Origin of the sequence: Bacillus basilensis (assembly GCF_050630465.1) — a bacterium.
Lineage (GTDB): Bacteria > Bacillota > Bacilli > Bacillales > Bacillaceae_G > Bacillus_A > Bacillus_A basilensis.
This window is the reverse complement of record NZ_JBNTQO010000011.1, coordinates 117,905-141,065: the sequence shown is the minus strand read 5'-3', so window position 1 is coordinate 141,065 and position 23,161 is coordinate 117,905. Positions and strand designations below refer to the sequence as shown.

At 36.3% G+C, this 23,161-nt stretch carries 17 protein-coding genes; 11 read left to right on the top strand and 6 right to left on the bottom strand.

Annotated elements, in window-relative coordinates:
* Window positions 1-169: 169 nt before the first annotated feature.
* Window positions 170-487 carry a magnetosome magnetite crystal formation protein family gene (locus tag ACQVV1_RS19970; RefSeq protein ID WP_431169423.1) on the top strand — a complete coding sequence of 106 codons (318 nt, stop codon included), beginning with the start codon at window positions 170-172 and terminating at the stop codon, window positions 485-487.
* Window positions 488-556: 69 nt separating this feature from the next.
* On the opposite strand, the gene ACQVV1_RS19965 is transcribed toward ACQVV1_RS19970, so the two are convergent.
* Together ACQVV1_RS19965 and ACQVV1_RS19960 are read right to left on the bottom strand one after the other, a co-directional pair.
* Window positions 557-1,048: a metal-binding protein gene (locus tag ACQVV1_RS19965; RefSeq protein ID WP_431169422.1), complete on the bottom strand. Its 492-nt coding sequence runs from the start codon at window positions 1,046-1,048 to the stop codon at window positions 557-559.
* A 50-nt stretch (window positions 1,049-1,098) separates the two neighbouring features.
* Window positions 1,099-1,464: a YkvA family protein gene (locus tag ACQVV1_RS19960; RefSeq protein WP_431169421.1), complete on the bottom strand. Its 366-nt coding sequence runs from the start codon at window positions 1,462-1,464 to the stop codon at window positions 1,099-1,101.
* Window positions 1,465-2,010: 546 nt separating this feature from the next.
* Here ACQVV1_RS19960 and ACQVV1_RS19955 point away from each other — a divergent pair.
* The 6 genes from ACQVV1_RS19955 to ACQVV1_RS19930 all read left to right on the top strand — a co-directional run bounded on the left by ACQVV1_RS19955 (window position 2,011) and on the right by ACQVV1_RS19930 (window position 11,155).
* The gene (locus ACQVV1_RS19955) at window positions 2,011-3,939 is read left to right on the top strand and encodes an LTA synthase family protein (RefSeq protein ID WP_060632903.1); all 1,929 of its coding nucleotides are present in this window, start codon (window positions 2,011-2,013) and stop codon (window positions 3,937-3,939) included.
* 505 nt (window positions 3,940-4,444) lie between these two features.
* Window positions 4,445-5,329 (top strand): D-amino-acid transaminase, encoded by an 885-nt coding sequence (locus tag ACQVV1_RS19950; RefSeq protein WP_080468345.1) that lies wholly within the window; start codon window positions 4,445-4,447, stop codon window positions 5,327-5,329.
* Window positions 5,330-5,538: 209 nt separating this feature from the next.
* Window positions 5,539-7,281 carry a C40 family peptidase gene (locus ACQVV1_RS19945; protein ID WP_431169420.1) on the top strand — a complete coding sequence of 581 codons (1,743 nt, stop codon included), beginning with the start codon at window positions 5,539-5,541 and terminating at the stop codon, window positions 7,279-7,281.
* Window positions 7,282-7,627: 346 nt separating this feature from the next.
* Window positions 7,628-8,839, top strand: coding sequence for a NupC/NupG family nucleoside CNT transporter (locus tag ACQVV1_RS19940; RefSeq protein WP_063221834.1), 1,212 nt, complete (start codon window positions 7,628-7,630; stop codon window positions 8,837-8,839).
* 262 nt (window positions 8,840-9,101) lie between these two features.
* The gene (locus tag ACQVV1_RS19935; RefSeq protein WP_242254307.1) at window positions 9,102-9,857 is read left to right on the top strand and encodes a PleD family two-component system response regulator; all 756 of its coding nucleotides are present in this window, start codon (window positions 9,102-9,104) and stop codon (window positions 9,855-9,857) included.
* Entirely contained in the window at window positions 9,854-11,155 is a 1,302-nt protein-coding gene (locus ACQVV1_RS19930) for a glycosyltransferase family 2 protein (RefSeq protein WP_242254306.1), read from the top strand. The genes ACQVV1_RS19935 and ACQVV1_RS19930 overlap by 4 nt, the downstream gene beginning before the upstream one ends.
* 560 nt (window positions 11,156-11,715) lie before the next feature.
* Here the strand turns inward: ACQVV1_RS19930 and opuD are convergent.
* Window positions 11,716-13,233, bottom strand: a complete 1,518-nt coding sequence (gene opuD / locus ACQVV1_RS19925; RefSeq protein ID WP_063221837.1) for a glycine betaine transporter OpuD — start codon at window positions 13,231-13,233, stop codon at window positions 11,716-11,718.
* Between the two features lie 665 nt (window positions 13,234-13,898).
* On the opposite strand from opuD, the gene ACQVV1_RS19920 reads away from it, so the two are divergent.
* Window positions 13,899-14,771 (top strand): cell wall-binding protein EntA, encoded by an 873-nt coding sequence (locus ACQVV1_RS19920; RefSeq protein ID WP_242254304.1) that lies wholly within the window; start codon window positions 13,899-13,901, stop codon window positions 14,769-14,771.
* Window positions 14,772-14,850: 79 nt separating this feature from the next.
* The gene (locus ACQVV1_RS19915) at window positions 14,851-15,153 is read left to right on the top strand and encodes a DUF3910 family protein (RefSeq protein ID WP_242254302.1); all 303 of its coding nucleotides are present in this window, start codon (window positions 14,851-14,853) and stop codon (window positions 15,151-15,153) included.
* Window positions 15,154-15,195: 42 nt separating this feature from the next.
* Here the strand turns inward: ACQVV1_RS19915 and ACQVV1_RS19910 are convergent, their stop codons facing one another.
* The 3 genes from ACQVV1_RS19910 to ACQVV1_RS19900 are packed head-to-tail and all read right to left on the bottom strand — an operon-like array spanning window position 15,196 to window position 18,636.
* On the bottom strand, window positions 15,196-16,575 hold the full coding sequence (locus ACQVV1_RS19910; RefSeq protein ID WP_242254300.1) for a zinc ribbon domain-containing protein: 1,380 nt from the start codon (window positions 16,573-16,575) through the stop codon (window positions 15,196-15,198).
* Window positions 16,576-16,588: 13 nt separating this feature from the next.
* A complete protein-coding gene (locus tag ACQVV1_RS19905; RefSeq protein WP_242254298.1) occupies window positions 16,589-18,142 on the bottom strand; it encodes a hypothetical protein in 1,554 nt (517 codons plus the stop codon).
* Between the two features lie 5 nt (window positions 18,143-18,147).
* Complete coding sequence (locus ACQVV1_RS19900) at window positions 18,148-18,636, bottom strand: zinc ribbon domain-containing protein (RefSeq protein WP_063221842.1); 489 nt, start codon at window positions 18,634-18,636, stop codon at window positions 18,148-18,150.
* 157 nt (window positions 18,637-18,793) lie between these two features.
* Here ACQVV1_RS19900 and ACQVV1_RS19895 point away from each other — a divergent pair, with 157 nt between their 5' ends.
* Both ACQVV1_RS19895 and ACQVV1_RS19890 read left to right on the top strand, forming a co-directional pair.
* The gene (locus ACQVV1_RS19895; protein WP_431169419.1) at window positions 18,794-20,413 is read left to right on the top strand and encodes an SWIM zinc finger family protein; all 1,620 of its coding nucleotides are present in this window, start codon (window positions 18,794-18,796) and stop codon (window positions 20,411-20,413) included.
* The gene (locus ACQVV1_RS19890; protein ID WP_336376474.1) at window positions 20,397-23,153 is read left to right on the top strand and encodes a DEAD/DEAH box helicase; all 2,757 of its coding nucleotides are present in this window, start codon (window positions 20,397-20,399) and stop codon (window positions 23,151-23,153) included. Before ACQVV1_RS19895 ends, ACQVV1_RS19890 begins: the two co-directional genes overlap by 17 nt.
* Window positions 23,154-23,161: the final 8 nt, after the last annotated feature.

Genomic DNA, 23,161 nt, shown 5'->3' with positions numbered 1-23,161 from the left:
ACTGTACCATAACAATTTCCATTAAAAAAGATTTTTTTGAAAATTTTATTATTTCACCAGAAAATCTTACAAAATCGTCACGTTCTTGTAATGTTCATCGATAGTAAGCTTGTCAAAACTATTGCATAATAATAGTATAACAACGGACATTATTTATGAGGTGATATATATGAACGGAAACAAAATATTAGCAGCTTTATCTTACTTTAGTGTATTATTTGCCCCTATCTTATTCCCTATTATTGTGTGGATTGTAGGCGATGCTGAAACAAAACCACATGCAAAACGCGCTCTATGGACACACATTATTCCAAGTATCGCTACATTCATTAGCGTAACTATTTTAGGAATTATGGGTCTTGGATCTGATCAACCAGACGTAACACTGGGGATCGGTACAATGATTGTCTTATGTATTTGCGGAATCATTAGCTTATACTACTTCATTTGGAACATCGTAAAAGGCATTAAAGTACTGAAAGCTTAATTTCCTTTTTAAACAAACGTTTGATTAATAAGAAAAAACCATCCCAAAATACCTTTTGGGATGGTTTTTTTATCTTCTGCGTTTCTTCTTTTTTCTCATCATCTTCTTGCGGCGCGTATTCACTTTATCCGCTATAATGTGAAGCGTACTTGCCACAACAATTCCCATTACGAACGTTACAATTTCAACCTCATGTTTCTTCGCAATTTCTATTAAATTCCCGTCAAGTGCGATTACATTTAATAGGAATAAAAACGGAGAAAACACAATTAACATGTATGCAATACGAATTACATCACCAAGTATAATTGTATGTGTAAAGAAGGAGCGATGCGGCATGACATTCTTATACGGATACCAAAATATACGCAGGAATCCCCATTTATTATACGCATTACTATACGTATCTAAATCCGGCGTTAAAAATGAAGTCCCTACTAAAAAGCCAATTGCAAAAGTTAATAAAAAATCAAAATTTGTTAATCCATACGAAAAGAGCAAAAACAAAACAACCGGAAGGGATATTAAGTTTATTTTCGTATGCGTTCTTCCTGATGGCATAATGCACTTCCTCGCTTACGTTCGCCCTGTCACCATATGACAGTTCTCACCTATTGATCTAATTTCTGATCGATAAAGGATGTGTCTATATCCGAACCAAACCATTCTGCCAACTTCACTCGTGCCTTATCTTTCACATCTTCATTGACGTATAACGACGCCTGTAATAGTGCAGCCATTAACGCCCCTAAATCATCCGTATAACCAATTCCAGCAATGAAATCTGGAATCGCATCAATCGGTGCAATAAAATAAGCAAGCGCTCCAATTACAATAATTTTCACTCGTTTTGGAACATCCGGTTTCTGCAAAACGTAAAACAATAATAAACTTGCATAAATGACCGACTGCCCTGCTTGCTTTGCAACATGTTTTACTTTCTTCCAAAACGCTTCAACTGAAAATTTTTGTTCCATGTAAAAGCCTCCCTATTTTTTTAAAAAAATAAGCTACAATATGTTATCAGTAAAAGTTCATCAAAATTACACATAATCTATCAATGAACTTTCATTGTAACAAACAAACCAAAAAAGAACAAGTGTTCGTTAATTTTTGCATACTTCCCTTCATATAATAGGTTTCTAGATAACCACTTACCCATTGTCATTTCTTATTTCTCAACAAAGAAAATTTTCACTTTCACTTAACATTCTGCTCTACCTTTGTTATATTTTCTAGTTGACGGACATATAAACGAATGTTAAAGTTTTCTCTGGTAGTGACAAATCTCATACAAAAAATGTAAAATGTTATAGTGTTTCTCAGAAATGAATTTTGTTGTATAATACAGAAATGACGTTATGCTTATGAGCAACACAAGAAACCAAAAGGGTATGCATAGTTATAGTCGTATATGGGTGAATATAGAACCTCTAATTATGGCCAAGAAAACTATGTATTTTTTATTTTAGCATTTTTCGCTCCAAAATCGACCAAGCCTGATAGAGAAAGGGTGGAAATGAATGAAAGAAACCTTGAAATCACAATTTCAAAATGTGCGTTTCACTGTATTCGTAGCTTTAGCCTTATGGTTGAAGACATACCTTATTACACGCACAAGCTTTGATTTAAAACTTGAATCTTTCATGCAAGAATTCATTTTATTCCTTAGCCCATTAGCAGCATCATTACTGCTTGTTGGTCTTGCATTATTTGCAAAAGGGAAAAAACGTAACTATATAGCACTTGGAATTAGTTTTGTTTTAACAATCGTTCTTGTTGGTAACGTAATGTTCTACGGATTCTATAATGACTTCGTTACTTTACCAGTACTAGGACAAACATCTAACTTCGGAAGTTTAGGTTCTAGTGTAAAAGAATTGTTTAACTACAAAATTATCCTTGCATTTGCTGATATTATCGTATTCTTCATTTTATTGAAGAAGATGAAGAATTTTGCACCGACAGAACGTGTAGCACGCCCAATGCGTTCCCTATACTTCGTGTCAACAATTGCTATTTTCTTCGCAAACTTAGGACTGGCAGAAGCTGAACGTCCAGAACTATTAACACGTTCATTCGACCGCGTTATGCTTGTTAAAAACTTAGGTTTATATGTACACCAAGTATATGATCTTGGCTTACAAGCAAAATCAAGTTCACAAAAAGCATTTGCTGACGGTAGTAAATTACAGGAAACAGAGAACTACGTAAAAACAACGCAAAGCAAACCAGATCCAAATATGTTTGGTACTGCAAAAGGGAAAAACGTAATTGTCGTCTCTCTTGAGTCATTACAAACATTCTTAATTGGTGCAACAGTTAACGGACAAGAAGTTACACCATTCTTAAACCAATTTACGAAAGAAAGTTATTACTTTGATAACTTCTTCCATCAAACTGGTCAAGGAAAAACATCTGACGCTGAATTCTTAGTAGATACTTCAATGTATCCACTAGACCGTGGTGCTGTATTCTTCACACATGGTAATAACGAATATACAGCAACTCCAGAAATTTTACGTGAGCAAGGATATCACACATCGGTATTCCACGCGAACAACGCAACGTTCTGGAACCGTAACATTATGTATCCAGCACTTGGTTATGATCGTTACTACAACGAACTTGACTACAAGATTACACCAGAAACAAAATTAAATTGGGGATTAAAAGATATCGAATACTTCGATCAATCTATCGATATGTTAAAAGAAGTGAAGCAACCGTTCTATACTCGCTTCCTTACTTTAACAAACCATTACCCATTCACTTATGATGAAAGTACGAAATTAATCGATGAATACAATTCTGGTGATGGCGTATTTGACCGTTACATGGTAACTGCTCGCTATTTAGACGAAGCAATGAAACACTTTATTGAGCGTCTAAAAGCAGAAGGTATTTACGACAACTCAGTTATCGTATTCTACGGTGATCACTATGGTATTTCTGAAAACCATAACCGTGCAATGGCACAGTTCTTAGGAAAAGAAGAAATTACTGCATTTGACCATATGAACTTACAAAAAACACCGATGTTTATTCACGTTCCTGGTCAAAAAGAAGGTAAAACAATTTCAAAACCAACTGGTGAAATTGACATTAAACCAACAATTCTAAACTTACTTGGTGTAGATTCTACGAATCAAATTCAATTTGGTCATGATGTATTCTCACCAGAAAATAAAGGATTTGTTGTTCTTCGTGACGGTAGCTTCGTTACAGATAAGTACATGTACACGAACAGTACATTCTACGATCGTAATACTGGCGAAGTTGTACAATTACCAAAAGAAGAATCTCAACCACTCATTGATCGTGCCCAAAATGAATTAAACATGTCTGACAAAATCATTGAAGGTGACTTACTTCGCTTCTCTGAAAGCAACAAGACCAAAACTGGTGAAGTAAAGACAGCTATTAAAGAAGAAAAGAAGAGCGCTGAGTAATCTCAGCCTCTTTTTTTTATATTTCTCCATACAATCACTTATATTCATTAACTTTAACATTACATAACCTTTACCAAATATTCACATAGAGTTAACGAAACATCTCTATAATAAAATATGTAAACGAGGTTCTATATATTTCTTATCTCTCATCTGTAATAAGATCCCTTAAAGAAATATATGAATCGTTTTATTTCTACTTTCTTATAATTGTCTTTCAATATGTTTTGTTTCCATACACAAAACATTCAATAAGACGATGTCCCTATGAAAGATAGCTACCCTCCTTGTGCAGCATTCCATAAGAATGTTGCTTTTTTTTATTTAAAAGCAGGATTCTTATTTCTTATTTTCGAATTTGTATATACAAAATGCTATAAATCACCACTACTTCTCTACCATTTACAAATACATATACGTCATATGTAAAGAGTTACCCACATAAAAATTACTATAGGGATTTTTATGAATTAAAGTTTCACTTTACTTATGCACTTACGAAAGGATGGGACGAAAATTGGCATATGAAAGATTTGTACTTTGGAATGATGCAGTTATTGATACAATGAAACAAAAAACGTACATAGAACTTGAAGAAAGAGGCTTGCAGTTTGGGGATGGTGTCTACGAGGTTATTCGCCTATATAAAGGAAACTTTCACTTATTAGATCCGCATATCACAAGATTATATCGCTCCATGGAAGAAATAGAATTAACACTCCCTTTCTCAAAAGCAGAACTTATTACCCTACTTTATAAACTAATTGAAAATAATAACTTCCACGAAGATGGAACTATTTATTTACAAGTATCTCGTGGTGTACAAGCTCGTACCCATACATTCTCATATGACGTCCCTCCGACAATCTATGCCTATATTACAAAGAAAGAAAGACCAGCATTATGGATTGAATATGGTGTACGCGCTATATCAGAACCAGATACGCGCTGGCTACGCTGTGATATCAAATCATTAAATTTATTACCCAATGTATTAGCTGCTACGAAAGCTGAGCGCAAAGGTTGTAAAGAGGCTCTTTTCGTACGAAATGGTACTGTAACTGAGGGAAGCTGTTCTAACTTCTTTCTAATCAAAAACGGAACTCTTTACACACATCCAGCTAATCACCTTATTTTAAATGGCATTATTCGTCAATATGTCCTTTCTTTAGCGAAAACCCTTCGCATTCCTGTACAAGAAGAACTTTTCAGCGTTCGGGATGTTTATCAAGCCGATGAATGTTTCTTTACAGGAACGACGATTGAAATTTTGCCGATGACTCATCTTGATGGAACCGCAATCCAAGATGGTCAAGTTGGCCCTATCACTAAAATGCTACAAAGATCCTTTTCTCAAAGTTTGTTACAATCCAATATGTCATCTTCTTAAACACGAATAATTTCTATTCTTTCTACATTCAATATATGTATTTAAATGGAAATCAAGGTATAGATTTATGCCTTGATTTTTTTTGTAATCTTTTTGTCATATTCAGATTCCCGCATAAGTCTTGACAGTAATCGACATGCTCTTTAGAATTTTTAACAGTTGGTAAATATTTCTTCACTACATTACAGACAGAAAGGAATCGACAAATTATGAAAAAATACCTTGCCGGTCTTGCGGCAGTGTCTGTAGCAGGAGGAGCAGCACCTACACTTGATAGTGTTCAAGCTGCCCCAGAACAAAATACACAAAAAGCTGCTACAACTGTCCAAGCTTCTGCATCAAACAGCTCATCTTATACGGTAAACGCTAGCGTATTACATGTTCGTGCAGGATCAAGTACTTCTCACGACATCATCTCACGCGTTTATAACGGTCAATCCTTAAACGTGATTGGCCAAGAAAATGGTTGGTTCAAAATTAACATTAATGGACAAACCGGTTTTGTTAGCGGCGAATTTGTATCAAAAAATGGAACAAGCAATTCTAATGTAAGTAATACAAGTGGAAACAATAAAGTTACTGCTGATGTATTACGTGTTCGTACAGCTCCTAACACTTCTAGTTCTGTTTCAGGACGTGTATATGAAGGACAAGCTTTAAACGTAATCGGTCAAGAAAATGGTTGGGTGAAAATCAACCATAATGGACAAGTTGGCTATGTAAGTGGCGAATTCGTATCTGGTGTTTCTTCTAACGCAGGTTCTTCAAACAATAATACGAATAATAACAACCAAGAATCTGTAAAACCAGCAAGCGGAAACTATACAGTAAATGTATCTTCCCTTCGTGTTCGTACAGGTCCTAGCACTTCTCACACAACTGTAGGTTCTGTTACAAAAGGACAAGTAGTACAAGTTGTTGGCGAAGTGCAAGATTGGTTCAAAATCAATTATGCAGGCCAAACAGCTTACGTAAGCAAAGACTACGTAACAAAAGGCGGTTCTAGCGATAACGCTACACAAGGAAACAACCAAAATAATAATCAAAACAATAATGTAACTGTTCAAACTGGTGGTACTTACGTTGTTAACGCAACATCTCTACGCGTTCGCACAGGCCCTGCTACTTACCATAGCGTAATTGGTGGCGTATTAAATGGTTCGACATTAAACGTAATTGGCTCTGAAGGTAGCTGGTTTAAAGTTAACTACCAAGGAAAAACAGGCTACGTTAGTAGCGAATTTATGAAATTCGTTAAAGGTGGCACTACTACTCCTGAGCAACCAAAACAACCTGAACAACCTAATCAAGGTGCAATTGGTGACTACTACATTAATGCTTCTGCATTAAACGTACGTAGCGGCGAAGGTACAAATTATAGAATCATAGGCGCACTTCCACAGGGACAGAAGGTTCAAGTAATCTCTGAAAACTCTGGATGGAGTAAAATTAACTACAACGGCCAAACTGGTTATATCGGAACACGTTACCTTTCTAAAACACCAGTTGGAGGCGCAGTAGATAATAAGCCTAACAACAACCAAAATAACAATCAAAACAATAACAACAATAATACAGGTAATAATAGCGGCAACAGTTCTTCCATACTTGCATATGCAAAGGGAATGCAAGGCGTACCATACGTTTGGGGCGGAACTTCTGCTACTGGTGTTGACTGCAGTGGTTACATCTACCACGTATTTAAGAAATTTGGTCATAACATTAGCCGACAAAGTGTTGCGGGATATTGGGGTAGCCTACCACAAACTTCAAATCCACAACCAGGCGACTTAATTTATTTCCAAAACACTTATAAATCGGGTCCTTCCCACATGGGTATTTACCTTGGGGGCGGATCATTTATCCAAGCTGGAGATAAAGGTGTAGCAATCGCTTCATTAAGTAACTCTTATTGGAAGAACCATTTCTTAGGATACACAAAAGCACCTTAAGTTATATTTTTTGAGCCTTCTAGATTACTAGAAGGCTCTTTTTAATATGTTTCACCTATATCCACGAAAAAATAATGTATCTATTTCCCTATTTCATACACCATATTCTACAAAAACAATCCATAACGTTATCATAATGTATATATTTTCATAAAAAACATAACCTATTTCATGTGTATTTATTTTATATGTGTTTTTTCAAAGAATTTTCTTTTTATTTAAACTTTTCGTTAGACGTTTGACCTCCGATGTCCATTATGATAAGTTACTTAAGATGTTATATTCGTAAACGTATAGACAACTGGTTTATACACTTTTTTTACTATGAGGAAGGAGCATACACTGCATGAATCTTTTATGGGGAATTGGCGGCGTGATTGGAGTATTAGCAATCGCTTTCTTACTATCTTCCAACCGCAAAGCTATTAATTGGCGCACAATTTTAATCGCGCTAGCATTACAAATGTCATTTTCATTTATCGTATTACGATGGGATGCTGGAAAAGCAGGTTTAAAATACGCTGCAGATGGCGTTCAAGGATTAATTAATTTTTCTTACGAGGGAATTAAGTTCGTTGCTGGGGATTTAGTCAACGCAAAAGGCCCTTGGGGATTTGTATTCTTTATTCAAGCACTACTTCCAATTGTATTTATTAGTTCATTAGTAGCAATCTTATATCATTTCGGTATTATGCAAAGATTTGTTAGTGTCGTTGGTGGCGCATTAAGCAAACTTCTTGGAACTTCTAAAGCAGAAAGTTTAAACTCAGTAACAACTGTATTTTTAGGACAAACTGAAGCTCCAATCTTAATCAAACCTTACTTAGCACGTTTAACAAATAGTGAATTCTTCACTATTATGGTAAGCGGTATGACAGCTGTTGCCGGATCAGTTCTTGTCGGCTATGCAGCAATGGGTATTCCGTTAGAACACTTATTAGCAGCAGCAATTATGGCAGCTCCATCAAGTTTATTAATTGCGAAACTAATTATGCCAGAAACAGAAAAAGTAGATAATAACGTTGAGCTTTCTACAGAACGTGAAGATGCAAACGTTATTGATGCAGCTGCACGTGGTGCTTCTGAAGGTATGCAACTTGTTATTAACGTAGCAGCAATGTTAATGGCTTTCATCGCATTAATCGCTTTATTAAACGGTTTATTAGGATGGGTTGGTTCTTGGTTCGATATTAAACTTAGCCTTGATTTAATCTTCGGTTACTTACTATCACCATTTGCAATCTTAATCGGGGTTTCTCCTGGTGAAGCGATACAAGCAGCAAGCTTTATCGGTCAAAAACTTGCAATCAACGAATTCGTTGCATACGCAAACTTAGGACCGCACATGGCTGAGTTCTCTGACAAAACAAATCTAATTTTAACATTCGCAATCTGTGGATTCGCAAACTTCTCTTCTATCGCAATTCAATTAGGTGTAACAGGAACGCTAGCTCCTACTCGCCGTAAACAAATTGCACAATTAGGGATTAAAGCAGTTATCGCTGGTACACTAGCTAACTTCTTAAATGCAGCAGTTGCAGGTATGATGTTCCTATAAAATAAATCAAAGCCCCCCTCTTTCTAAAGAGGGGGGCTTTTTATTATGCTCCTTATTTTTTCGATATATATTAAATACTTTACGTCTAAATATAAAAACATTATGATACAATAATTAGTAAGTCTGTTTATTTTTTCTTGCCAAAGAGGGATACTACTTGTTGTTGCTCTCTCCAAAAGAATCTAGTCATCTGGTCTATTTCTTAATAATTGCGCATACTACAAATATCCTTGCATGAATTATCTTTAAGGAGGAAAGTTTTGTGAAAGATAACTTCTATAAAGTCCTCTCTATGTGGATTTTACAAATCTTATTTTATTTTACAACTGTACATGTAACACAATACGAGCATGCTCTCATTTTTACAATTATATATGTAATTGTTAATGTACTATTTCTATTTTTGGCTGATAAAACTGCATTTGTTTTCTTCATATTAGGAACCATTATTTCGGTGTTCTACCTATTCTACCAAGCATGGCTTTACTTATGGAGTACATCAGAACAATGGGAATACATTATTACACACTTCCTAATGGCAGCAAACTTCTTCATTGTATATATATCAACTCATTTATTAAAGAAGGTTATTCATGAAAATAAAGAATTAACCGACCGTGTGAGAACGTTAGAACAGTACATTGGAGAATCAAAATTATTAACGAGACAAGAGTTCGAAAGAAGACAAGCATTATTAATCACTGCAATGAATCGTCGCAATGAAACAGGTGTTATTATTTCCTTCGACTTCACTTCCTTTAGTAAATATACGAAGGAAAGTGTTATGGATCGTGTAGCTTCATTATTAGTTGAAACGGTAAGAGCTGACTTTGACCTTGCTGCTGAATATGATAACAACACATTAGTCATTTTATTACAAAATACAAATGAAGCTGGTGCCGACATTGTAATGAACCGTCTACAACCCAAAATGGAAAAATGGCTTGCAGTTGAGGCAATTCAAGACATTAAGATTAAACGAGAACAAATCGCTACAAAAGGACCGACAGTATTATGATGACACTCGTTATACTCCTTTTATTCCTCTTGTTTTGCGTACTTGTTTTTTGGATTAGCATCACCTTTTCAATTAAATATGTACTTATTTTTACAGCTTTTCTGTTCTCTGGCTTACTCGTTTACTATTCTTTCTTAACACTTGCGGGCTTAGTTCACCGAAATAGGAAACGAAAAGATCGTACGTTAGAACATTATCCAAGTGTCGACATTTTAATACCTGCCCACAATGAAGGCGTAGTTATTAAAGATACTTTAGAGGCGATGGCGAAGATTGAATATCCAGGCAAACTAACTGTTTATTTATTAAATGATAACTCTCAAGATGAAACACCTGAAATCGGTGACGATTTTGACAAAGCTTATGCTCACATTCGTCACATTCGTGTTCCGGCGGGTGAACCAAAAGGGAAATCGCGTGTACTAAACTATGGTCTGAGTATCTCAAATGGTGAATATTTCTGTGTTTATGATGCAGATAACCAGCCTGAACCACATGCATTGCGAATGCTTGTAGAACACGCTGAAACAACTGAGGATGCTGTTGGAGCAGTTGGACATGTTCGTACTGTAAATGAAAAAAGAAACTGGCTAACACGAATGATTTCGTTAGAATTTCAAATCTTCCAGCTCCTTATGCAATCCGGACGCTGGTTACTATTCCAAACGGGTTCACTGACAGGAACAAACATGCTTCTTCGTCGCTCTGCATTAGAAGAGCTTGGCGGCTATGACCCTTATGCAATTGCAGAAGATGCTGAATTAACATTACGAATTACACAAAAAGGCTATCTCTTACCAATCGTTCCAGAATCGGTTACATGGGAACAAGAACCTGAGCATTTAAAAATCCTTATTAAGCAACGTACACGTTGGCTTCAAGGGAACTTGTACATTTTAGAAAAAATGTTTTCTTCATTAAGTTTCTTTAAAGGAAAACTTCTCGTCCATTCCTTACAACAAGTTTTAGTATATGTTGTATTTTGGCTATTCTTAATCATTTCGAACGTTTGGTTCGTAATTGGGTTACTCGGTATATTCCAAATTCAATATAGCATTCCACTACTATTTATGTGGTATGTCGCATATATTACATATGTTTCTCAATTATTTAGTGCCCAGAGTGTGGAACGAACCTTTACACCAACTAATATTTTTATTAGTGTTATCATGTACTTTACGTACGCACAGCTCTTTACGTACTTATTCATTCGTAGCTTAATTTTATACTTACGTGCAAAGAGCAAGAAACAAGTCATTGGCTGGGATAAAACAGTTCGATTCAAAAAAGATAAATAAAAATAAGCACAGAGCGCCGTATGCTCTGTGCTTATTTATTGCCGTATAAATTATATATCAGACAATACCCCTTAGCTGAAAGTAATTTCACGTCCATCCCCCAACGAACGATCGACCTTCATTTATATACGAAAAAGTGATTGCTATTTTTGTAGAACCAATTGCTTCTCTTGCTGTTCTTTGCGCGTTTCAGTCTTAGGTTCCGTGCTTTCTTGGACACTACGATGTGCCACACGTTTCAAACAAATATGCTTCCACTTTCTTTCGTAACGTTTCATTATTCTAGATGTCCCCCTTGAATGCGCTTTAAAACTATTTGAAATCGCTTACAGGAAATAATATAGCACATATACATAAACGTGACAACACATTTCCGACAATTTTTTGTCAAAAATATGAATAGAGTTTGTAAAATATCGAACATTGTCGAAATTCCTCGTTTTTTCTTCGTATAAAAGGCATACTACTTATAAAGTAAAGTATTTTATTTCCCTTACTCGCAGTTCAAATCCCTTCTATATAAAAAAGAGCTGATGTATAATCAGCTCTTTTTCCTTCTATTATTTATGACGCTTCATACGTCCTTCTTTTTGTAACTCTTTAAATAACGCTGCCATCATAAAGAAAATAACGAAGACGAATGGGAATGCCGCAATGATAGCTGCCGTTTGCAAGGCTTCTAATCCGCCGATATATAATAAGGTAGAAGCTATAGCGGCTAGAACGATACCCCAAATCATTTTAATACGGTTTGGTGGATTTAAACTACCATGTGTCGTTAACATCCCTAAAACAAATGTTGCAGAATCTGCAGATGTAATAAAGAATGTTGCAATAAGTAAAATACCTAAAACCGATAAAGCTGATCCAAAGCTGCCCATCTGATCGAACATAGCAAATAATCCTACTTCTGTTCCCATTTCTTTCACTTTTTCAAAGATATGTGCATCACCAAACAGCTCCATATGAATACCAGTTCCGCCGAAAACGGAGAACCAAAGTGCACCAATTACGGTTGGTACGAGTAACACACCGATAACAAACTCACGAATGGTACGCCCTCGTGAAACACGCGCAATAAATGTACCTACGAATGGTGACCATGCAATCCACCATGCCCAATAGAAAATTGTCCATGACTGAATCCATTGATTTCCGCCTTCATCTAATGGACTTAAACGGAAGCTCATACTTGGCAATTCCTGAATATAAGAACCAATCGTTGAAGTGAAGTAATTCATAATAAAGTTTGTTGGACCTGCAAATAATACAATTATCATAAGTGCAAATGCCAAAATAATGTTCGTATTACTTAAATATTTTATTCCTTTATCAAGACCTGTCTGCGCAGATAACATGAAAAGAACGGTTACGATTGCAATAATAACTAACTGAGTTGTTAATGAATTCGGGATAGATGTTAAATAACTAACACCACCGGCAATTTGTTTCGCACCAAGACCTAATGATGTCGCAACACCAAACACCGTCGCGAAAACAGCTAACACATCAAATGAATGAGCAATACGCCCATGTTCCCCGCCCTTAAATAACGGACCTACTGTTGCACTAATCGTACTTGCTTTTCCTTTTCTAAAAGTAAAGTAAGCAATACACAACGCTACAAACGCATATAGTCCCCAAGGATGTAATCCCCAATGGAAAAATGAAAAACGCAGTGCAAGACGCGCACTTTCCTCAGTTGCCCCTTCTCCAAACGGAGGTGCGTATAAATGGTTTAATGGTTCGGCAACGCCCCAGAAAACTAAGCCAATCCCCATACCAGCGCTAAATAGCATAGCAAACCATGTCATATAACTATAATCAGGTTCATCATCATCTTTACCTAAACGAATAGAACCGTATTTCGAAACAATTAAAAAGATAGACACACCTAAAATAATAGAAACAGAAATAATATAAAACCATCCAAACTTACTAACTAATGCAGTTTGAATTGCGGTTGTTACATTTCCTAGGCTACCTTTTCCAATAATAGATTCGGGAATAATCCCCCAAAGTGTAAATGCAATACATAATGTTAATGAAACGATGAATGTTTTTGTCAGTTTCCTCATCAAATCCCCCTTCGTAGGTTTCACTTTTGTAAATAACATAAATTCCGATATGTAAAATCGGATAGAAAACTATAATTTTTGTGGTGATTTTCTTACCTTCACCTTCACCAATTCGAATTCTTATGGACAGCCTTACCTTCCGTATAATCTTTTCACTCTGCAAGAGCTACGAGATAGGAATACTGCTGTCAAAATGTGCGAGAAAAATGCGGATGGGAATGTGTTTTCCCAAAAAAGGATGTGTTACAGATGTAAAAAAGGGCATTTTTCTTCCTTGCAACCCTTTCTTTTTGTAACAATTATGCGGTTTTTTTGCTAGTATATAGCACGTGTTTATAGTTTCACAAACGAATTGTTTATGTTTATATAACTATATTACCCATAAAACGGTAAAATACTCAAGGAATGTAATCGTTTAGTTAACGTTTTGTAACACTCCTGTAACATCTTTATTTACGTCGCAAAAAATATTTTGTATTAAATATTTTGAATATAATTAGAAACCTACTAGTCATATAGAATGAAAAACGCTTTCCTATATTTTTTGTTATATTACAGGATGTTAACGACTTATTACGAATGGTTTGTAATTGTGTGTTTTCCCCAAATCCGAAAAAATCTGTTGCTATAATGAGGACACGAAAACAAACGCAATGGAGGCTATCATGAAAAAATTAATTGGAATAGCAACAGCAGCAGTTTTTGGTCTTGGGATTTTCACCGCATCTGCTAATGCAGAAACTGTTGTAACAACAGACGTACTAAATGTACGCGAAAACCCTACTACGGAATCAAAAGTTGTCGGTAAATTACTAAACGGTAATAAAATAGATGTACAAAATACAGAAAACGGATGGTCAAAAATCACTTTAAATGGTAAAGAATCATTCGTAAGTGCAGAGTTCACAAAAAGCATCTACTACGTAACAGCTAACGTATTAAACGTACGTGCTGAAGCGAACACAAACTCAGAAATTCTTGGGACGCTGAAGAAAGACGATATGATCGAAACAACGAACCAAGTACAAAATGAGTGGTTACAATTCGAATATAACGGGAAAACAGCTTATGTTCACGTTCCTTTCTTAACAGGTACAGCACCTGTTATCGAGAAACAAGAACAACCTGCTCCTGCTAAAACTGTAGCACCAGCTAAAGCACCTGCAGCACAAGCAAAACCAGCTGCTAAGCCTGCTGTGAAAGCTGCTGAAACTAGCACACCTTCTGGTGGTCGTGAGTTAACAGTTGTAGCTACAGCATATACAGCTCATCCGAGCGAAAACGGTGGCACATACGGTGGCCGTGTATTAACTGCAATGGGTCATGACTTAACAGCGAACCCGAACATGAAAATGATCGCTGTTGACCCGAAAGTAATCCCATTAGGATCTAAAGTATGGGTAGAAGGTTACGGAGAAGCTATCGCTGGAGATACTGGCGGTGCAATTAAAGGTAACCGTATCGATATCCTACTTGGATCAGATAGCGCTGCTCAAAAATGGGGACGCAAAACTGTTAAAGTGAAAATTTTAAAATAACCAATGACTGCTAAAGCCAGTTCTCTTTGTTGAGAGCTGGCTTTTATTTTTTTATAATAGCTATAAGGAGGTTATATCCATGAATGTACAAGCAAAAGTAGACTGGATCGGTACACCAAAACCGTATATATATAAAGATGAAGTAACATACGACGCTACTTCCATTGACTTTTCACTCGCGGGCGATGACAATCGCTATAAATTAATTGTGCTCAAGTCTGAAGAACATACACATTACAAACTTGTCCAATATGGAATCAAACCCGGCTCACAAAAGCCATTCCCTATCGACATTCCATTCGAACAAAACATGTTACCAATTATAGAGCAAATACTACATGATCCATATGTACAAGCGATATTAAAGGAAACGCGCTTCTAATTGTAAAAAGGCTATCTCTATAATTGAGATAGCCTTTTTATATTAACGAGTCGGACCAGATACTTCCTCTGACTTAAGCGTATTATTCGCTCCAAGAGAATGGTACAATATCTTTCCATTTCCATTCACAGTAACAATATGGTCATTATTAAAGCTTTTAAACTTCACAGAGCCATCACCGTAACGAATATGATACTCTTCATATGTCGTTACTTTATATTTCGTTTCACTTTGACGCTCTACATTGCGAATTTCCATTGTTAATAAATCTTCTGTAATTCCTTTTTTGTGTAAATATTGTATATAATCACGGTCTTCCTTGTACGATTTCCCGCTCTTATCATAATTATTTTCAATTAGACTAAAATCATTTAATGAAATCGCACGCACATTATCATAAAGATGCTTTCGTACAAAGTCACCAACAGCCGAACTTGAAGTTTCTTTCGGGAATTTTAAATAATACGTGCTTTGGTCTCCAATTTTAATACTTTCAGATTTCATAACACCCAAATCAGTGTTTTTCTCTAAATGTACTTCTACCGTTTCATCCGTCGGTACAGGACCAAGTTTATAACTTCCGTGACTCAATTTCCCGCGCTTCTTACCATTGACAAATACAGTTGCATCATTTTCATCTGAAGAAATAGTTACATAATTTCCTTCTAATGATAATTTAACATCCACTTTCGCCTCTTTTTCATCTGCTAAGTCCACTTCTTTTTCTGTTTCTAATTCAGTTAGTTCTGTCTTCGCTTTTGCCTTTACAACGTAAGAACCAGGGAAGTACGGACCAACTTCTTTTGAAGTTTTATCATTTGATAACTCTGTCTCTTTCTTATCATTCACATATATTTCAGCACTTTTCGCAGTTGTGCTTACATTCATATAATAAGATTTCATATTAAGTTTATACTTCGGATATAAGAACCATTCTTTCCCGTCTTCTATAATTTGACCATCTTTAAATGATGCTTTATCACTTGCTAGTTTTTGATCCACTGTCTCTCTTTGTAAATAAGATAGTAGTTCTTTATTATAAGAAGGGTTTTCTTTTAAATAACGGATGTACCCCTTAATATCTTCAGCTTTCATTTTCAAACTCGGATCATCTACTTTTACAAACTCATCAATTGCATTCGCATCTTTCTTTTGGAATGCTTCAATCATAGCATTGACTTGCTTTTCTTTTGAAAACTTGCTTGCCCCAAATTTATACGCACCAAACAATATAGCAAAGATAACAACAAAGCATATAAGTAACATTATATTTTTCTTACTTTTCACTGGCTTTATTTCTCGTTGTACTTCTGAACGAGAAGAAGCTGTTTGATCAGCAATTACTTCTACCTTACTTCCACACTCAGAACAAAAGTTCAAATGATCCGCAACTTGTTTATTACATTTCCCACAAAACTTCAAATGGCTCTCCTCCTTATTTTTTTACTAACTTCATACCAGCAAATGTTAATGCGTACGAAAGAAGAAAACTACCTACTATTAAATACAGCGTGCTACTTTGAATAGAGAACAATGGTCCGGAAATCCCAGCAAACTCCTTCATAACTTCCTTACTCCCTGAAGCCTCAATATGAATTTTGGCCAATGCATTTACACAAAGCATCATCACAGTATACACCGCACTAAACACAGCAATAGTTACGTACATATTTTTCATCGGATATTGAGCCAATTTCATCCCAGCTCTAAATAGTAAAATGCATGGTAATAAAATTAATACCCCCCACCAGTGCATATAGGAATTGAAATCATCAATTTCTTTTACTCGTTTAAGATTCGCTCCATTAGCAATTTCCAGATCTTTTAATGACGTACCATTTATTGATATTCCTGACGTATAAGATAAATGCAATGGACCTTTTTTAATTGAGTATCTTCTCATTTCTCTATCCATATCTCCCCATTCAATTTCTGTTGGAGCAAAGTGAGCCATATTCCACATGTATGGTGTCGCTTCTAATGAAATGAATGTTTTATATGTTTTCTCGGGAAAATCAATTGGTCCCACTGACTTTGAACTGCTAAATAAAATTGTAATAAGTATAATACCAAATGTAATAAGCAATCCTTTTAATACAGTTACCACACTATAATAAATAGACGTTGCATATGGAACACTTCGACTCATAGAAGATAATAGACGGTGTGGCCCTGCTTGAATACACATACCAATAAAGGTAAATAATAAACCAAATATAATGCCATACAATAAACTAATAACATGAGAATAACCAATACTGATGGTCATCGTTTTATAGAATTGAGAAATTGTCGTAGAAGAACTTGCGATAAAGCTTACGATGCATAAGAAAATTCCATATACAATACCGATAACACTTGATGTTAGTAACTTCTCACGCCAAACAGCAGAAGGGTTGCTTCTCTCTAAAAAGAATCCAATTCCACCTAATATAAGTGCTGGAATTGCTAACAAGATGAACAATGGGAAATGAAGGATAAATGACATCGCATATTCCCCGCTCCCACTAACTTCAAGGCCTATTAAATGATACATTAAAATTAATGGTGCTATACCAACGAAAGATTGATTAATAGTACCCATATTCAACATACCGTTCATATTTGTAAGCATCGTTCTCACTAGGTCGTTAATCGCCGCATCGACAACTAAGCTACCAATCCAACCGGCTATAAACATACATACGATTGCAAGCCCACCACCAAGTAAACCTTTTTTCAAAGTGCTTCCAGATGGACTTACATGTAATTGTAAACCTTCGTCTGGTAATCTTGTTTTCATCTCTTTTTTCATAATACCTAATAAGGAATCCCCGCATTTCTCACAATACGTAGCAGTCCCTTTACTTTCAACTCCACAAGTTCGGCAATACTTTGAGTCTTTCGGCGCTAAGATAACTTCACTTTCTACACTACCTGTACTTGATCCATCATGTGTACAATAATTCGCTACATCCGATTGTTCTAGACCACAAGTTTTACAATACATGTTCCTCACTCCTTACTTTGCTTCATACCACAAACTGGACAGAATGTAGCCTCTGTTGCAATTTGTTCACCACATGAAGTACATGACCCATTTTCAGCATCTTTTGATTGAAGGAGTAACTCATTTTCTTTTCCACACTGTCCACAAAATTTATCATTTAATGATAATGGGCCGCCACAGCTACATTGCCCTTTCTGTCCTTGATTCTGTAAATTAGCTATTTGCTTACGCGTGTTATAAATAGCAACATCCAGCTCTTGTACTGGTTCTATAATATTTTTTAACACATCTACTCGAACTTCATCATTGCGGAGTTGCATATATGCCGTTTGACCAAGTTCCAGCAAAATTTCAGTTTTCGCCTGTAGTTTCTCTTGCGTAATTTTCTTTAATTGCGCAACCTCTTGAGCTACTTGTAATTTCATCTTCCCTTGCTCGATTCCCTCTTGCAATTTGTTCATACCGCTACCAAACTTTGATTGTAAATCTGACAAAATTTAATCCCTCCATAAATATATAGTAATATACGAAATTAACATTTTATATATTACCATGATTTTCAAGTAATGTAATCCAAATTTCATTTTTTCTGTTTTGAGCATTTTTTGTTTATAATGGTAAAGGAAAGAAATATGTGTACGGAGGAATATTATGCTGCAACACTCGATTACGAAAGATGAAATTATGATGATTGCGAATGAGTTCGTTCAAGGACTAGATCCACAGCAAACAGCTGATCAGGAACATGTCGCTACAGCTCGGCACCTATATCGTAGTGGTGTTGTCTACAACGTTGACTTTGATGGTTATACGCTATCAGGAACTGTAGATGCTGAAGGCAGCGTATATAGCGTCCATATCCCGATTCGTAACGTCGCTGAAAGCTATTGCGATTGCTTCGCACCAACGCAATGTGAGCATATGCTCGCTGTATTATTGTCTGCAGCGTCTAGTTTTGGGCAAGTAGGAGATGTATTAACTTTATTCAAAAATAATACAAAACCTTCCCTTCCTCCTATTCGAACTGCAAGACAAGTATTGCAATCATCAGCTTTTGAGGAAAGCGATTATAAAAGTTGGCAATCCTATTTTGATAACGAATATGAATCATTTAAAAAAGAACAAGCTCGGCTTACTTATAAACAAATGTATTTTCTTATGAGTATTTTTACAGACTTCTATACGAAACTCGAACGGAAAGCTCCGCGTATCATTGCGATACATGAGTTGTTCAGGCTACATGCAGCGCTTTATTGCTTTCAAAAATTATTAGAAGAAATTCAGGACTTTGAAGCAAATAAAACGTATTCTTATCATCAGCCTGTTAATGTCGTTCGCCTATTTGTAGATAAAGTGGAATCCATCGTTCGGGACTTACAATCAGAAGCGATTCCTTCAGAGTCTGAATCAATTTTGCAAGAAACAGCTCGTCTCGTTCACGAAGTATTCTTCTCCACTGACGCCTATACGCAAGAGAGATTTTTTATTTATCGTCACATATGGAGTGAACTCTTACAGAATAAAGAGCAACTGCAAGAAGAAGAAAAACGAATCGATACGAAAATCAATCCACTTTCCAAAGCATTAGCATCTTCTCATCTACTCTTTTTAAATGACGAAGATTTACTAGCGATGGACTTACTCAAAAAACAGCCTGCTTCTGTTGTAAGTTTGTACTTCTATTGGTTAGAAGAGCTATTAAATACAATGCAATGGGATCGTGCGAAAAACTGGCTTTCCTTTACGTATAAACAAGTAAAGAAAACGATACATGAGTACGAAAATACTGTTTTTATCAAAGATATCGTTCGCTTATTTGTAAACATGTATGAAACATATGCAACCCATACAAACGAACAAGCCGGATTCGAAATGATATTGCAAGAGCTATTACCATATAGTTTCGCAAACTATGAACAATACGTACTCGCGAAAAAACAGTATCGTACATGGGCAGAACTCCATCTCTTACATGGGTTTGAAGCAATTGAAATTTTGAAAGAGCCGCTGAAAGATATTGAAAAGGAAGCGCCAGAAGCGGCACTCCCTCTTTATCACCTTGCTGCTACTGAGGCCATTGAAGAGCGAAATCGCAAATCATATAGACGTGCAGTTCGTTACTTAAAGAAATTACGTACATTATATAAACGATTAAAGCGCACCGATGAATGGGATGCTTTCATTATTCACATCGCAAACTTACATTCACGTCTACGTGCACTACAAGAGGAATTACGGAAAGGAAAATTAATCGATGATCAATCAAACTGAAGTAACAATTAGGCTCCAGCACGTTAGTCAAGGTTGGTTCCTTTGGGGAGAAGATGACAGCGGTACTCCATTATCCGTAACAAGCTGGAAACGAAATGCATTTACATGGCACTCTACTTCCTTCTACGGTACATTTCTAAAAGAAGCAACCTTTGAAGGAAAACAAGGTGTTATACTAACAAACGCACAAGCATTTGAATACATCGCGAATAAACCGATGAACTCCTTTGCCCATATTCAAATGAACGGTCCTATTACAGCACTTACGAAAGATGCAAATGAATTATGGGATGCCTTCGTCAGCGGTAGCTTCGTACCCGATATGGAGGGTTGGCCCAAACAACCATCTTGGAAAGTTCAACATACACCGATTGAAGATGACACATTAGCATCTCTTTTCTCATCCGCGGTAAATGAAAGCATATTACAAGATAACCGTTCGAACGACGGATGGGAAGATGCAAAGAGACTTTATGAACATTACGACTTTACGAAAAGACAATTGGACGCAGCACTACATGAAGAAGATTGGCTTCGAAAAATTGGTTACATTGAAGATGACCTTCCCTTTACAATTGGCCTAAGGCTACAAGAGCCGCAAGAAGAATTTGAAATGTGGAAGCTTGAAACAATTGTTACACCAAAGCGCGGGGCTCATCGCATATATGTATATGAGAGGATCGATTCTTTGCCAAAACGATGGCACGATTATGAGGAACGTATTCTTGAAACACAAGAAGGCTTCAGTAGACTTGTACCGTGGTTAAAAGACGGTGATACATTCCGAAGTGAACTCTTTGAAACAGAAGCATGGAACTTCTTAACAGAAGCAAGTAACGAATTACTTGCCGCAGGTATTACGATTTTATTACCATCGTGGTGGCAAAATTTAAAAGCGACAAAACCAAAATTACGTGTGCAGCTGAAGCAAAATGCCACACAAACGCAATCTTTCTTCGGCATGAATACACTCGTTAATTTTGACTGGCGCATTTCAACGAACGGCATTGATTTATCAGAAAGCGAATTTTTCGAACTCGTTGAACAAAACAAACGGTTATTCAATATAAATGGTCAATGGATGAGACTAGATCCAGCCTTTATTGAAGAAGTACGAAAGCTCATGAACCGCGCCGATAAGTATGGACTCGAAATGAAAGATGTCCTTCAGCAACATTTATCAAACACTGCTGAAACAGAAATTGTAGAAGAGGATAGTCCGTTTACCGATATTGAAATTGAACTAGATGGATATTATGAAGATCTATTCCAAAAATTATTGCACATTGGAGATATTCCAAAAGTAGATGTCCCTTCTTCACTAAATGCAACACTCCGTCCGTATCAACAACATGGCATTGAGTGGTTATTATATTTAAGGAAGCTTGGGTTCGGCGCATTATTAGCTGACGATATGGGGCTTGGAAAAAGTATTCAAACGATCACTTACTTACTATATATAAAAGAGAACAACCTCCAAACAGGTCCTGCCTTAATCGTGGCACCGACGTCTGTTCTTGGAAATTGGCAAAAAGAATTTGAACGTTTCGCACCAAATTTACGTGTTCAGTTACATTATGGAAGTAACCGAGCGAAAGGCGAATCATTTAAAGACTTCCTTCAATCAGCAGATGTTGTATTAACATCTTATGCATTGGCTCAGCTTGATGAAGAAGAACTTAGTACGTTATGCTGGGATGCTGTTATTTTGGATGAAGCGCAAAATATTAAAAACCCACATACGAAACAGTCAAAAGCAGTGCGAAACTTGCCAGCTAATCACAAAATCGCTTTAACCGGTACACCGATGGAAAACCGACTTGCCGAGCTTTGGTCTATTTTCGACTTCATTAATCACGGATATCTCGGCAGCTTAGGACAATTCCAGCGCCGCTTCGTCTCACCGATTGAAAAAGATCGAGACGAAGGAAAAATCCAACAAGTTCAACGTTTTATCTCACCATTTTTACTGCGACGAACGAAAAAGGATCAAACAGTCGCACTAAACTTACCAGATAAACAAGAACAGAAAGCTTACTGTCCACTTACCGGTGAACAAGCTTCCTTATATGAACAACTTGTTCAAGATACATTGCAAAATGTAGAAGGATTAAGCGGGATTGAACGACGCGGATTTATATTACTAATGCTGAACAAACTTAAACAAATTTGTAACCATCCCGCTCTTTATTTAAAAGAAGCAGAACCAAAAGACATCATCGAACGTTCCATGAAAACGAGCACACTAATGGAACTAATTGAAAATATAAAAGATCAAAATGAAAGTTGCTTAATCTTCACACAATACATTGGTATGGGGAACATGCTAAAAAATGTATTAGAAGAACATTTCGGTCAGCGCGTCCTCTTCTTAAACGGTAGCGTACCGAAGAAAGAACGTGACAAAATGATCGAGCAGTTCCAAAACGGAACGTATGACATTTTCATCTTATCGTTAAAAGCAGGCGGAACTGGCTTAAACTTAACAGCGGCCAACCATGTCATTCACTACGACCGTTGGTGGAATCCAGCTGTAGAAAACCAAGCAACAGACCGCGCATATCGTATTGGTCAAAAGCGCTTCGTACACGTTCATAAACTTATTACAACAGGGACACTCGAAGAGAAAATTGATGAAATGTTAGAGAGAAAACAATCACTAAATAACGCTGTCATTACAAGCGATAGTTGGATGACCGAACTATCTACAGATGAACTAAAAGAATTGCTTGGTGTATAAACAAAAGG